Genomic DNA, 14,170 nt, shown 5'->3' on the forward strand with positions numbered 1-14,170 from the left:
AATTTAAAAAGCTTGTTTTCACAAGCTAAACCGCACCATACAATAACAAAATTTACGCAATAAAAAACGCTGGCCGATGCGAATCAGCCAACGTTTTTATTGTTTGTGCAATACTTAACTAATCGTTTATTTTTTATCTTTTTCTAAACGTTTCTTAAGGCTTAATGCAGCGTCAGCGGCTAATAAACGCATAAATTCAGAGCCATTACTTTGCTCGCCTTGGCCTGCGCCTATTACAATTTCAGGCACTAAACGGCTATTACCTAAGCTTGTAAATAAAGCAGTTTGAATTTTAACTTCTGCTTTTAGCGTTTCATCAAATACATACTTAGGATCAAGTGCAGCAGACTTAGCTCTTAAACGAGCCTCAGCTAAAACGTCCATACCTAATGCTTCTAAGCGTTGTTGCTTTAAAATCTCTTCTTGCTCTTTTGCAAGCTCCGCTTTTACAGCCACTCGTTGCTGCGCAGAAATAATAGCATTTGCCTTAATTCGCTCAGCATCAATTTGCTCTTTTATTTTTAGCTTTTCAGATTCAGCACGTTGCTTAGCAATTGCTTGTTCACCTAAAGCCACTTCAGTACGTGCTTGTTGCTCAGCTTTTTTAAGGTTTTGACGCGCTAGTGCTTCATCAGCAGCAGCTTGCTTTTGCGCTTCAAGGCGAGCATTTACTTTGCTTTCGTAGTCAATATCAATAATGCTGGCATCAACTACTGTAATACCGTAAGCGCCTAAAATAGGTGCATTACGCAGTGTATTACCTTCATCGTCCATTTTAATATTAATAGTGACACGCTGCTGTTTACTTAAATTACCTAAATCGTCAGATTTATCGCGCTCACCCGTACTAATAATTTGTTCAGTAACAAAAATACCGTTTGTTAATTGATCAGCAAAATCTTGGCTTAATTGACCATTACCACCAGAGTAATGTTGCTCTACCGACATCATACGCGCCGACGCTTTTACATTTTCAGTGGTGGCACGCATTAATAAATTAGATATTAATGTTTCTTGTGAACCAAACTCTTCGTGTATTTTAAGTAAACCACGTAAAGCACCCGATTCTGCTGCTGGTACATTGCCTGGCAATCTAAAACGAGAGACACCTCGTGCGCCACCCGTTGTAGTATCTAAAAATCGAATTGGTATTAGCGGTACAATTGCGCTTGCTGTTGCACCGGTATCGCCCGTAAAGTTAATCGAAATTACTTTTTTATAAGCCGATGTAGTACCAAACGCTTTTAAATAAGGGCCGGCTTGATTTATTACGGTTAAGTTACCTGTAAAAGCTGATTGATGTACTAAACGCTCATCTGCTTCATTCCACGAAACAACTTGCGATGTAAGCGTTGCAATTACGGCTAATACAACAACAATTGATGAAACAACAATTACATTACGACGACCAAATCGACTCATAAATGAGTCACTTTTTACTGCTGGGACTGCTTTTTCGCTATCCATTTTTACTACTCTCCATGTTTAATTTCTTTTTAACAAAGTAAATAATTTCCTGTTCACTCAAATGTGCGCAAAAGCTACCAGAGCGATGTAACTCAACAAATATTGCAAGGATTTCTTCTTTACCTTTAGCTGTTTTATCTTGGTTTTCTTGTGTTTGATTTTTTTCTGTTAGTTGAGTGATTAAATCATCCACTATCGTGTCTTTATCAAACAGTACGTTGTATTCTTTGGATTTTCTTACCCGACTTTTATGTACGTTGCTGTAAATTACATAAAGTGCAACGCATAAAATAATGACAAGTAAACTTAACCCTATAATATAAAAAATCATAAGCTCTACTTAAATTAGTTTAAATACTTAATGAGCAATAACAATTGTAAGCATTGCTTAACAAATGTTAACCCAGTAATTTTACAGTAAACCCGAGTAAAAAACAGATTAAAAATAAAGTTCATCAGGTATACAGTTATAAGCGCACATAAAAGTAAGCTTTTTCAAACAAAAAAATGCCAGTCAGTTATTAACTGACTGGCATTAAGCTAATATTTATTAAAGTGCCTTTTAAATTATTCGCATTGCACCCAGTCAACACCATTTTCACCGCACTCATGCAGCATTGTTCCATCTTCTTGGCGAGTATCTCTAAACCATTTCCCTTCAATCGTTTTAATAATACGTACGTTGTCTGTGGTTTTGTATTTACGCCAAAAGCTAGCATCAATAGATGTTTCGTCATCAAACTTATAAGGCATAGCAGCGAGTACAGTAACTAAATCTTGAGTTTCTAAATCAGCAGCTTTGTCTTTAACATTTACCCAATCAGATAATGTTTGAAAGTTAGCATTTTCCTCTCTAAAGGCAAAGTCAGTTTGGTAAAACGATCCTGACTCAGTATAGCTAATGCTAAAACCTCGCTCGAACGGTGTATCTAAATTAGCACTAACGCATTCATCTGCTGTTGGGAAGTTAACCGATGGGCTTGTATTATCAACGCCATAAAGCACATTGCTTTGCTCAAAACTAACGTTCTCAATGCTAGAGCATCGGTAAGTACGATCGGCGTTAATGTAAACATCGTCTCTAACTGTTAATTTTCCATTTAACGATTCTTCGCCCCAAGGCGTATCTGTTGAATCCAATCGAGACAAAATAACGTCAATTTTGTCGAGTTCGTCTGTATTTTGAAGCTTTACTTGCTCATAAATAAGTTCAGCGCCTGCAAAAATAACTTTATCGCGGTACCATGCATTTTCAAATCCATACTCTGCATCTTTTGCTGTGTCTTGGTAAATCACTGCTCTTACTTCTTCTGCATCAGGAAACTGAGCATCTAGTTCTTGCTTGAATTTATAGGCAGCTTTTAATCCCTTAACAATCGCCTGTGCTCTGTCGTAAGCATCACTGTCACTATTGGCAATAAAATCTGAGTACATTTGTTCAGTCGACAAATTATAATGCGCAACCAAGTTTTGCATAACATTTGTTATTTCGCTTTGAAGATTTGCAAGTAACTCAGTATTTTCTTTAAGTGCATCACAACTTAAATTGTTGTTACCATTTTTTTGTAATTGAAGGCTCAACTGCTCCCAAATAACAGTTGTTAAAGGTGATATATTTCGAATATCTTCATCAGTTAAAGCCTCAATTGAGGGTGGAAATGACATTTGATACGCTTGTGTTACCTCTCCTAAATCCTCGTCAATTGCGCCAACCGGTACATCAACATACATAGTTGAATACGGCACACACAGCGCCTGCTCTTCTGTAAAATTAAAACTATAATTACCCGATTCTTCAGAGACTACAGAAGGTTCTGTTTGCTCATCAAAAGTACCATCGCCATCAATATCTAGCCATACTATTGCACCAGATACATAGCCATCAATAACCTTTCCAGTAAGAGAGATAGTGTTAACTTCTACGGGGTCTACTTTTATAGGGTCAGGCTTAGCTACAACTGGCTCTACAACGACCACTTTATCATCGCCACCGCCGCCACATCCAACAAGGCCTAGCGTAAACGCTAATGAAATAGCTAACTGACTTTTTTTAAAAAACATACAAATACTTCCTTTTTTGCACTTTAATTATTATTAAAAATCATATTGTTATAAATTGAATTGGTTACTTTAATAAATAACAAGTAAATTTAAACAACAGAAATTTATTGAATATTTATGGGGGGATGGCAACAAGTTAACATGCCCTGTACCTATATGATGACACGCCATGTTAAATTTTGCTCTTACATTTGTTAATTAAATATAACTAAGACCAGCTATTGTTGACTAATATGGACTACAGGTACCTAAAATAAAGGGCTTGAGTGATAGGCAGTATTTTGTAAACGAATGTGTATCATACATGGGTTGGTTTAGAGCGCTTCGAAAACTCTAAACCAATTATATAAGCAAACCATCAGCATTTTTGATTCGCTCTTAAAATTAAAAAGCCACCTAATTAAGGTGGCTTATGTCTATAACATCGTGTTTTTAATGTGCCTGACTATCGTTTTCTTCGCGTTTATAAATATATGTTTGTTGGGTTTTAAAGCCAAAACCAATTGGTTCAGCGCCATTTACTAGCTTAACTTTTCCACCTTCAACATTTAAATTTGGCCCAAGTATTTCAATAGCTTTTATCGGCTTATCAGAACCTTTAACCCCAGGGCCTATTAAATAAAACTGACTAACTTGCGTTACATCCGTTGCATCATCCCAATCGCACTTACCATCCGCATCATTATCTGCACACGACGGGCCTTCCCCAAAAAATAGTTTCGGTGTATCTGGTACATCATTACTTGTTGCAAATTTCACATCGTCATAAACCTTCGTTCCATAATGCAAATGAAAGGCATAAAGCGAACCTCCGCCACCCGTTAACGAACATTGGTTTTGTGTTGATGATGAAGATGCAGGCGTAAAGGAAGTAAAGTAAGCAACCCCACCAACGACCGTTGCTGCAGCAAGGGACTTTTCGCCCGTCCCTAATTCATATCGCCATCCTTTAAATTCGGCTAACTTAACTTCAAGATTAACAAATTTATCAACGTCATCAAGTGCGTTACCAAATGGGTCTTCATTCATTTTCATTAAATCATCTGGCACTATTGGGGCTGGAAATTCAGTAAATATTTTTGTTAGGGTGTTTTCATCACGGATCATATACAGCTGATCTTGCTCATTAGTAGCAAGTGGGTTTGAACGATTTCCGCTACCTATAACTATTGCGTCGTACGGGGTATCTAAACGGGTGGTGATCATTTCACCACCATAATTGGTTTTAGTGACTTTACTAAACAGCGTTCTAGCAACTAATGGTTTGTAAAAAAAACGTCTGTCTTGCGACGCTAATGTACTGCCAAGCTCAGCAAGTTTAAAATGGGTAATATCACCTTCATCTTCACTAGGAATATCTACTCGCCAAATATTACCGCCAGTATCGGTTGCATAAATTCGGTCGATGTACCCGTCGTAATCTGAGTCAAGCGTAGTTACATCCGCTGCAATACTGTGCTCTCCGGTAAAACCATGTTCATCTGGAGTCAGCGCCCATACCTTTTCGCCAGTTTTAGCATTAACAATGTAGATACCTAGCCCGGTTTCATCTGTTGTTCTAATCGCATTATCTTTGTTTGTATCGTAGCCTGCGCCAAATATTAGCAATGGATCCTCACCAAAGGCTTTAATGTATGCAATTTGAGGTTTAGACCATGTTTGTGCTAAATATTTAAATTCTTCTGAGCCACCAACAATTGGCTTATTCCATAATTTCTTAGGTTTTTTGGGGTCACTTATATCCAGGCCGTAGTAATTTTTACCGCCTCTGCGCATGCCTGCAAATGCCCATACTTCATCATTATCACTTGCTCTAATAACACCATCGTTTAACCCTTCGCTATTTGAGCCTTTATTATTAAAGAACACACTTATAGGCCCATCCATGCCATACACTTTAGTATTTGCAAGATTACTACGCAAAGCCGGAATGTTTTTTAATAAGGCAGCAGGTGTAAAAGCCCACTTTTCTTCAACAGTATCGCCTTTGTCTTCAAACATATGTAAAAAGCCGGCATTAGTACCAACAAGTATATGAATACTTCCATCGCCGTAATCTATAGATACCGGTTTTGAATGCAAAGGGTCGCCAAAAATATTGATTCGCTGATCTACTGATGAGTCATCTCCATCTTCATTATCAACATCAACCCCTCGTGCCCAGTTAATATCACTCTCCTGTAAAGTTAACCCGATATTAGGAATCAAATCAGGGGCAAGATCGGTAACTGTACTTGTCGCTAAATTTAAAATGGTTTGTACTTTATCAAAAGTAAAATCAATAATACTGCCCGTTTTATCTATGTAGATTTTACGGCTATCAGGGTCTAAAGTTGATAAAAGTAAATTTACGCCACCCTGAGCTACTAAATTCCCATCTGCAGGCTTATTAGTTGGCAGCCAAAATGTTCGCGCTTTCTCATCAATTAACCCATTTTCATCAAGAGCTATTTTATCAGTTGAATCTACAATATTTGCACCAGACACTTTAAGCTTTTTTAAATTCCCGCTCCAACGTGCGCCTGTTTCAGGGTAAAACATCGCAAAGTAAATTGACTCTCGGCTACGTGTTTGGTCAACATTATTACTTGCTACCGTAGGAGATGAAAAACTATCGTTAACTTCGCGTATTTTCGATATTGTATTATTAAGCGCTTCAGAAAGTTCAGTCGATGTATCTGCATGTAAGTACTCGCCTCCTCCCAATAAAGCGGTTTTTTCTAATAACTTTTTACCATTTGTACTCATGCCACTACCAAAACCGATAGTAAAAACTCGCCCAGTATCGGCAACCTCTGGCGTGGTCTCGTACAAGTCAACTTCAACATCTCTTGTGCCATGTATTATTTGAGCTAAAGCGGCTAAATAACTATTACTTGTAGTACTAGGATATGAACCAAAAGTAGATTTGTATAAAGCTCTTATATCATCATTTCGGGTAATATCTTGTGTCGGATCACCATCAGTCATTAATATTAAGCTAATTGAGTTATCACAACGCTCATCTGCACCAACAGCCTGTTGAAAAGGAGAAACATAACGAGGTATATCACTACCACTTTGCTCTCTCTCAATCGTAGTATCGCGTTTGTCCGTATTTTGCCCATACCAAACCGTCTGCCCCGTCATATATAGGTAAGCTTCCCATAAGGTCTCAGTGATAGGTGTATTCCCGCTAGCTGGCAGCTTTTTTATTTGACCCAATATTTTATCATGTGAGGAGCCTAGGCCAGCCATAACATAACCACCATCATTGCCATTAAAACGCATTAAACCAAAATCAATCGAGCTGTTATCATTTACTAATTGGGTCATAGCGCTTATACCAGCATCGATTTTTCTAGGCCCCCCATTAGGCAACTTAGTCTTCATACTTCCTGAAGTATCAAACACAATAAGTACACGAGGGTTTTCGTCGGTTTTAACATTATGGTTTACGTATAGCTCTATATCTTCGGCAAATACAGAAAGGCTAATACCCACCCCGAATAACAAGGCAGCTATTTTTTTTAGTTTGAATTGCATTTTTAAATCCCTTTATTTGCGCTTTTTATTTTTATTGCGCAAGTTAATAACTACTCTATTCCGTGTTTAATTATTAGTAATATGGAGGTGGGACTAAAAATTAAAACAAAGGTAATATCTAGCTATTTACCACAAAACAGTGATTAGCATTCACGTGTCGTTAATACTATAAAATATATATCATTTCGATTTTTAAATAAAAACAGACTAAAGTCAAAGGTATTAGGTTTTATTATCAATTAAAAACAACCACTTAAATAAAACAATCCCGTTTTACTGAATAGTTAAGTCACGTCAAAAAATAATGTTTTTACCTATACTTTTATATTTATAGATCTATGTTTTAGGTAACAAGTACTTACTACTATAAATTAGTAAAACAAAGTTTTAAAAATCACTCTTAAAAACACTATTATTCAGTAAAGCTGCTTTATTAAAATGAGTGTATTTATAAGTAACTACGGTTATGCAAACATACAAAAAAGCCCATATTAGGTGCTACCTAATATGGGCTTTTATACTCTCGCTAAATTATCAGCGCTTTATACAAGCATTCTTATAAAGATAACTCTTTTTTAGCGCGAGTTAAGTTATGTGTTACAAGTGAGTTTTTAGAAATTTGAACCGCTTCATATAAATCAGAAATACCAGCAGTGTCTTTTTGAGCCTTAATACGCGCTACACCACGGTTACTTAATGCAAACGATGTAAGTTCACGTACTTTTAAACGCGGACCATGGCTTTGCTTAAGCAATGCAATTGCTTGTGTACAAATAGCTTCTGCTTCTTCGTAGTTTTTTGATTCAACAGTTAAAGCACAGCTATTAAATGATTTTTCAAATGCAGGTGCTGCAGTTACAGAGTCTTCAATAACCATTAATTTATAATCACCTTGATTAGCCATTGCAGCAGCTGAGCAAGTTAATAATGAGCCAAGAGCGATGGTTTTTAAAAGTGTAAATTTCATGATTATATTCCTAATTAGTTAAGTCGTACTTGTTGCCGACAACTAAACTTTAGAGAATTAACACAAAACCGACAAACGATAAAAACAAACCTAATAAGTGAATAAATCTAACCTATAGACTTTAGTCTAATATTTGGTTTTAAATTTACCTAAATTACAAAAATTGAGTTCTTCTAATATACTAAAAAAGCCCTTAGTTTGGTTGCACTAAGGGCTCAGGAACTATGTGTAGATTTAAAAATTAAACTATTCCATGTATTTCTTTCCAATTACCTGGGTGTACCACATAGCCAAATAACGCATGCCCGCCGTATACCAATTCTGTATTCTCAGGTATCCATAACATTTGACCCGGATGAACCAAATGCGTTTCTCCATTTGCAGTTAGCTCAAAGCACCCTTCAATTACAAAAATAACTTCATCGTATAAAACGGTCCAAGCAACTTTCGCCCCTTCCCACTTAGCAAAACCCACTCCAATGTGAGGTGATATTTCTGTGCTTAAAGCACGTGCAACATAAGCCATACCAAGGGTCTCCCCTCTAACATTAAAATCTAGATTTTTGCTGTCTACTAATTTAACTTGTTTCATATTTCGCTCCGGCTTAACCATTTAGCTAAACTAATTCGGCTTTTAACACCAATACCTAAAAACGGCTCTGGAGGATTAAGGCTGGGCATACCTGTAACGTGTTGAATATCGTCGAGGGATTCTGATTGTTCGCCCATCACTAAATCAGCTAATAATGTTCCCGACACAGTCCCCCACGCAATGCCTACACCGTTATCACATGCACTGGCATATACGCCATCATCTAATTCGCCAAAAAAGTTGGTAAAATTACGAGAAATTGCATAAGTACCTCCCCACGAATGGGTAAAAGGAACGTCAATTAACTGAGGATAACGTGCTAAAAATACTTTACGGTGATCATCCTGAATCTGTTTACGCACATTTTCATTTACAGTGGAACTAGCACCGTATTTATCGACATGCTTGTAAGTATTACGAATTAATATGCGGCGATCGGCTGTCATTCTTATCGTTGTGCCAGCATGATCTGCGGGTGTTAAGCCCCAATCTAACAACCCGGTATACGCTTTCATTTCATCATCGTTTAAAGGCCTGGTCCAACTAGCAAAAGTCATGACAGGTAATAATCGATTTTTTAAAAAGCCAAACTCTCGCGTAAATATACTAGTACCAAGTAGTAACTTAGGTGTTTTAACTACACCATGCTTAGAGTGCAGTAGCCACTTCCCATGCTCTTTAGATAAGTTATTTATTGGCGAGTTTTCTAATACCTCAACATTATCAGGAAGGTTATCTCCTAACCCGCATGCTAAAGCCGCAGGCTGAACTAAATAACCACCAGGTGTATAAATAGCGCGACTGTAATAGTTTGTACCCAATACTTTAGAAAGATCATCTCCATTTATATGTTGGTAAGGCTCACCTAAATCTTTCATTAAGTGTTCAAAATGATCTAAGTAAGCTTCACCACGCTCACCGACTGCACCTTGATATTTACCAGCTGCAGACCATTGGCAATCAATCTTATATTTCGACACTAAACTCGAAAGCTGATCTATCGCTGAGCGATTAAGCTTAAGTAGCTTTTGCTTATGCGCAGGATCTGGATGCTCTAATGAAAATTTATGCGGTAGATCAATTACAAAGCCTGAGTTTCGACCCGATGCTCCTTGCCCAATACGCTGCGCATCAATCAATATAATACGTGCATTAGGCGCATGCAAAGCTAGTCGCCTAGCCATTGCAAGTCCAGCGAACCCGCCACCTAGTACAACGTAATCGGCAGTTTGTTCACCTGTTAGTCTAGGTTTTTCTGGTGTTTTAGTTATTGCATGATACCAACCACATGTAGCATCATCGTTTGGTAAATGAATCATTTATTACTCCGCTACAGTAAGCTGTTTTGTATTAAGCTGCTCAAGTAAGTGGCTTCTATTTATCTGAGCTTGTTTACCCAAAAGGGCAAAACCTAGTAATAAACCATCAACAGAATAAAACCGAGCAGTTAAACCATCATCAATCTGCTCTATTTGCCACTCACCAAGTGCCCCTACTGCCGCAGGATAAATAGATAAAGGCATGATTGGAGTTTTCACTATCACTGGTGAACATGTAAAAATAGCTTTGGTCAAGTCGCCTAATAAACAAGAGACCAATGAAGGCACAAGCTGATTAATTGGCGCTATAAATGGCTGCCAGCCTTGACTTGTTTCGGCGCAATCACCCAATGAAAAAATAGTTTCATCACTTGTTTGACCATAGTCGTTAACCTTTATACCTCGGCCAACTTCAAGACCAGTTTGCTCTGCTAATGCTGTATTTGGTTTTAAGCCAACGGCCGATATAACTAAATCAGCTTCAATTACTTTTCCACTTTGTAAATGTAATTGAGAACTTCCATCAGGCTCAGCGTCAATATGAGAAATACTGTCTTCTAAAAACCAAGAAACCCCAATATCGGTCAATGATTTCTTTAAACGCTCTCCTAATATTTGTGGAATTAAGCGCTCAATTGGCCATTTACCTAAACCAATTACACTCACGTCATAACCACTTGCACTCAAATCGTTGGCAAATTCACAGCCAATTAAACCATCACCTAGAATAGCGATGCGTTTTTTTCCTGTAAGCTCATTTTTAAAACAGCGATAGTCTGTTAAATCATTAATACTTAATACATTACTACAATCGCCAGCAATCGGAATTTTAATAGCAGAAGCACCAGTGGCTAGTACTAACTTGCTATATTCATAACTGCCAATATTAGTATTTAGGGTCTGCTTATTCCTATCAATCTTTTCTACTCGAGTATGAGGGTAGACACGAATATTAAGCCTTTGCTCCCACTCTAACGCACTTTCATTTTGTAAATCGTCACAACTTTTACCTAATGCAAATGAATTAGATAGTGCCGGTTTACTATAAAGCGCGCCGTTATCAGCAGTAATAACAGTAATAGGGACCGTTGAAGATTGCTTACGAAGTGCTGCCGCTACTTGATAACCACTATGCCCACTGCCAATAATAACAATCGGTTTTAAAGTAATGTCTGATTTTAGGTCTTGTGCTGCAATAGGTTGAGCCTGCTCGATTAGCTCCACATGACTCGCTACTTGAACGTCGTCTTGTGTGATCTCCATCATTTCAAAATCAGCTTTACCTACTAAACAATCTGGGCAGACCCAATCTTCTGGTACATCTTCCCAACGAGTGCCTGGTAAAATGCCATCAGCTGGCCAGCCTTGAGCCTCATCGTAAATAAGACCACAAATAATACAGAGCCATTTTTTCATATCTCTCATCCTACTGACTTTATTTAAAACACCTGTTGCATTCACTTTATTGAATAAAAAAATAAGAAGTGAATGCGAGTAACAAGCCGAAATATTGTTTTAATGATGCAAACGAATCGCAATATTGCGGGTTTGAACATAGCTATAAATTGCTTCTTGGCCTTTTTCTCGCCCAAAGCCAGACAAGCCCACACCACCAAAAGGGGTTTCAATACCACCGGCAAACCATTCATTAACAAACACTTGGCCACCTCTAAGTTGCTGAGCAACATTAAATACATGGTTTAAGCCCTCACCAAACACACCCGCAACTAAACCAAAGTCGGTTCCATTAGCAATAGCAACAGCTTCAGTGTCTGTATCAAACGGCATAACAACAAGTACAGGGCCAAATACTTCTTCTTGCGCTATTGTCATTTCTGGCGTTGCTTCAATTATGGTTGGTGCTACAAAGTAGCCAGGCATATCAGGTATATAGCCACCGGTGATGATTTTTGCGCCTTCTTTTTTAGCTTGCTCGATCATTGCCATAACACTGATTTGCTGTGCTTTTGAGACAACAGGCGTTAAATCAGCTTGCTCTTCGCCAGAGCCAATCAATAAGCTTTCAGCCATTTTTACCACTGCGTCTTTCACTTCTGTATAACGGCTTTTATGTACTAATAAACGCGACATAGCAGAGCAAACTTGTCCAGCATTAAAAAATATCCCGCTGCGTACACTACTTACAACGTTTTGTAAGTCAGCATCATGTAAAACAATAGCGGCAGATTTACCGCCTAATTCCATTACTGAAGGTGTTGCTCTCGCAGCAGATGCTTTAAGAATATGCTGCCCTGTAGGCACTGAACCCGTAAAAACAATTTGATTTACTTCAGCGTGTTCAACTAAATGGTTACCTATAACTGAGCCTTTTCCGCAAAGTAAGTTTATTGATCCCTTAGGAAAACCACAGTTTTCAAGTGCCCTAATTAAATACACCATGCCTACTGGTGATATTTCAGGGGATTTAATAACTACGGCATTACCTGCAGCAAGCGCCGGGGCTAGAGAGCGTGCACAAATAGACACTGGAAAATTCCAAGGCACTATTTGAACCGATACACCCATAGGCACATATTGAGTAAAATCAATGTAGTCTTTACCAAGCGGAATAGAGGTACCTTCGAGTTTATCCGCCATACCTGCGTAGTATTCAAAATAGCGAGCCGATTCTAAAAATTCGTCTTTAGCATCTTGCAAAGATTTACCATTTTCGCGACATAGCTCGAGCGCCCCTTCATCAGCAATATCTCGTATTGCTTGCGCCGCATTGAGCATCCAGTGTGCGCGCATCACAGGGCGTATATCGTTTAACTCGCCGCTATTAACGCATTGTCTAGCCGCTGCCATCGCTTTATCGGCATCGTTAATCGTCGCACTGGCAATTGTTGCGTATAACTGCCCAGATGCAGGATTAATTACATCTATATGGGTATCAGCATTAAGCCATTGACCGCCTATATAATTAAGGTAATGTGCCATCACTCTTGCTCCGTCGCCGATTTAACTTGTTTTGCTAACCATGTTTGAAAAAAGTGAGTTGGCTTGTCCATTTCCGGAGAAAAAGCACCACCACCAAATCCAGGAGAGTAACGTCCTTGCTGCATGCCTTCAACCGCAATAATGTCTTCGCTAAATACCACGCGCCAAGACTCAACGGTCGACGTTCTACATGCCGCATATTCATCTTTCATTGCCTCGTCACCCACATAAAAAATGCGTAATCGCTCAACTGTTTTATCTGTATTTACCGGGTCAATCATCATCGCAAATGCATGGTCGGCTTGAATGCCAATTAAAACATTAGGAAATAGCGCAATATATTCGGCTTGACGTAACTTGTCCTCAGGCCAGTTAGGGAATTTAGGTAAGTGTGTACCGGCGGTATCAGAAAGGTTATACGCTAAGCTACCCTGACCAGAGAAATGCTCATTAAACATAATGTTATAATGATCTTCTAACTTAGAGTAACTATTTAAAGCGGGGTGTATCCAAGGTAAGTGGTAGGCTTCACAAAAGTTTTCTATTGTTAGTTTCCAGTTACTATTTACTTCTATTTCAATGTGTCCGCTCATATTTACGCGACGCAATAAATCTAAACCGTCATTACCAATAAATTGTTCCCAACGTTTTTCAAGCGGTGCAATGTGCTCTTCAAAACTTGCAGCATCGCCCGACAAGTTAACAAAAACCATATCCATCCAAATGGCTGAGCGCAGTGCTTTTAACCCATGATTTTCACACTTAAAGCGCTCGTCTTTATGCTTTGCAATACCACCAATATGAGGAGTCCCCTTTAAGTTACCGTCCAGATCGTATGTCCAAGAATGATAAGGGCAGCGGATCATGCCTTGTACTTCACCCTCTTCATGAATCAGCTTCATGCCTCGGTGACTACATACATTATGAAAAACCTGCACATCGCCTTGGCGGTTTTTCATTAGTAAAAGTGGTAAATCCATAAAGTTAATTGGCTTTACGTAACCATTTTTTGTCAAATCAGAAGCGAAACCAACACAGACCCATGTGCTGCCAAAAACCTGATCGCGTTCAAATTTAAAATACTCTGGATTGGTATAAGCCTCATTAGGCATCCCTGTGGCCTCATGAATAGGATTAAGTACACGATCAATCTGCTGAATAGGGATTATTTTTTGTTTTACATTGCTCATGCTATTTCTCCAAACGGTGTGTGTGATGAAAGATAAGTCCTAACTCTTAATTTAAGAAAAACAAATTAAGCGTTTTTATTTAAATTAAACTCTCAGGTCATAACTACAT

At 38.4% G+C, this 14,170-nt stretch carries 10 protein-coding genes and 1 pseudogene; all 11 read right to left on the reverse strand.

The features are described from left to right. Window positions 1-126 precede the first annotated feature (126 nt). Window positions 127-1,467, reverse strand: coding sequence for an SPFH domain-containing protein (locus QL995_RS08090; RefSeq protein WP_290293947.1), 1,341 nt, complete (start codon window positions 1,465-1,467; stop codon window positions 127-129). Continuing rightward, window positions 1,460-1,798: a hypothetical protein gene (locus QL995_RS08095; RefSeq protein WP_007583302.1), complete on the reverse strand. Its 339-nt coding sequence runs from the start codon at window positions 1,796-1,798 to the stop codon at window positions 1,460-1,462. Before QL995_RS08095 ends, QL995_RS08090 begins: the two co-directional genes overlap by 8 nt. 236 nt (window positions 1,799-2,034) lie before the next feature. Next, on the reverse strand, window positions 2,035-3,528 hold the full coding sequence (locus QL995_RS08100; RefSeq protein WP_290293948.1) for a hypothetical protein: 1,494 nt from the start codon (window positions 3,526-3,528) through the stop codon (window positions 2,035-2,037). Between the two features lie 432 nt (window positions 3,529-3,960). Then, window positions 3,961-7,053, reverse strand: a complete 3,093-nt coding sequence (locus QL995_RS08105; protein ID WP_290293949.1) for a PilC/PilY family type IV pilus protein — start codon at window positions 7,051-7,053, stop codon at window positions 3,961-3,963. Between the two features lie 556 nt (window positions 7,054-7,609). Beyond that, on the reverse strand, window positions 7,610-8,020 hold the full coding sequence (locus QL995_RS08110; RefSeq protein WP_010553497.1) for a hypothetical protein: 411 nt from the start codon (window positions 8,018-8,020) through the stop codon (window positions 7,610-7,612). 241 nt (window positions 8,021-8,261) lie between these two features. Next, entirely contained in the window at window positions 8,262-8,612 is a 351-nt protein-coding gene (locus tag QL995_RS08115; protein ID WP_010553496.1) for an ethanolamine utilization protein EutQ, read from the reverse strand. Next, complete coding sequence (locus QL995_RS08120) at window positions 8,609-9,931, reverse strand: FAD-binding oxidoreductase (protein WP_039488163.1); 1,323 nt, start codon at window positions 9,929-9,931, stop codon at window positions 8,609-8,611. Before QL995_RS08120 ends, QL995_RS08115 begins: the two co-directional genes overlap by 4 nt. Window positions 9,932-9,934: 3 nt before the next feature. Beyond that, window positions 9,935-11,197, reverse strand: coding sequence for an FAD-dependent oxidoreductase (locus QL995_RS08125; protein ID WP_356947984.1), 1,263 nt, complete (start codon window positions 11,195-11,197; stop codon window positions 9,935-9,937). After that, a pseudogene (locus QL995_RS08130) lies at window positions 11,186-11,347 on the reverse strand (rubredoxin); the annotation flags it as partial. The gene QL995_RS08125 and the pseudogene QL995_RS08130, both read right to left, overlap by 12 nt. A 99-nt stretch (window positions 11,348-11,446) precedes the next feature. Continuing rightward, window positions 11,447-12,871 carry an aldehyde dehydrogenase family protein gene (locus QL995_RS08135; RefSeq protein WP_290294021.1) on the reverse strand — a complete coding sequence of 475 codons (1,425 nt, stop codon included), beginning with the start codon at window positions 12,869-12,871 and terminating at the stop codon, window positions 11,447-11,449. Further along, on the reverse strand, window positions 12,871-14,061 hold the full coding sequence (locus tag QL995_RS08140; RefSeq protein ID WP_010553492.1) for an aromatic ring-hydroxylating dioxygenase subunit alpha: 1,191 nt from the start codon (window positions 14,059-14,061) through the stop codon (window positions 12,871-12,873). The genes QL995_RS08135 and QL995_RS08140 overlap by 1 nt, the downstream gene beginning before the upstream one ends. Window positions 14,062-14,170 lie beyond the last annotated feature (109 nt).

Source organism: Pseudoalteromonas sp. APC 3358 (genome assembly GCF_030408075.1).
Classification (GTDB): Bacteria; Pseudomonadota; Gammaproteobacteria; order Enterobacterales; family Alteromonadaceae; genus Pseudoalteromonas; species Pseudoalteromonas arctica.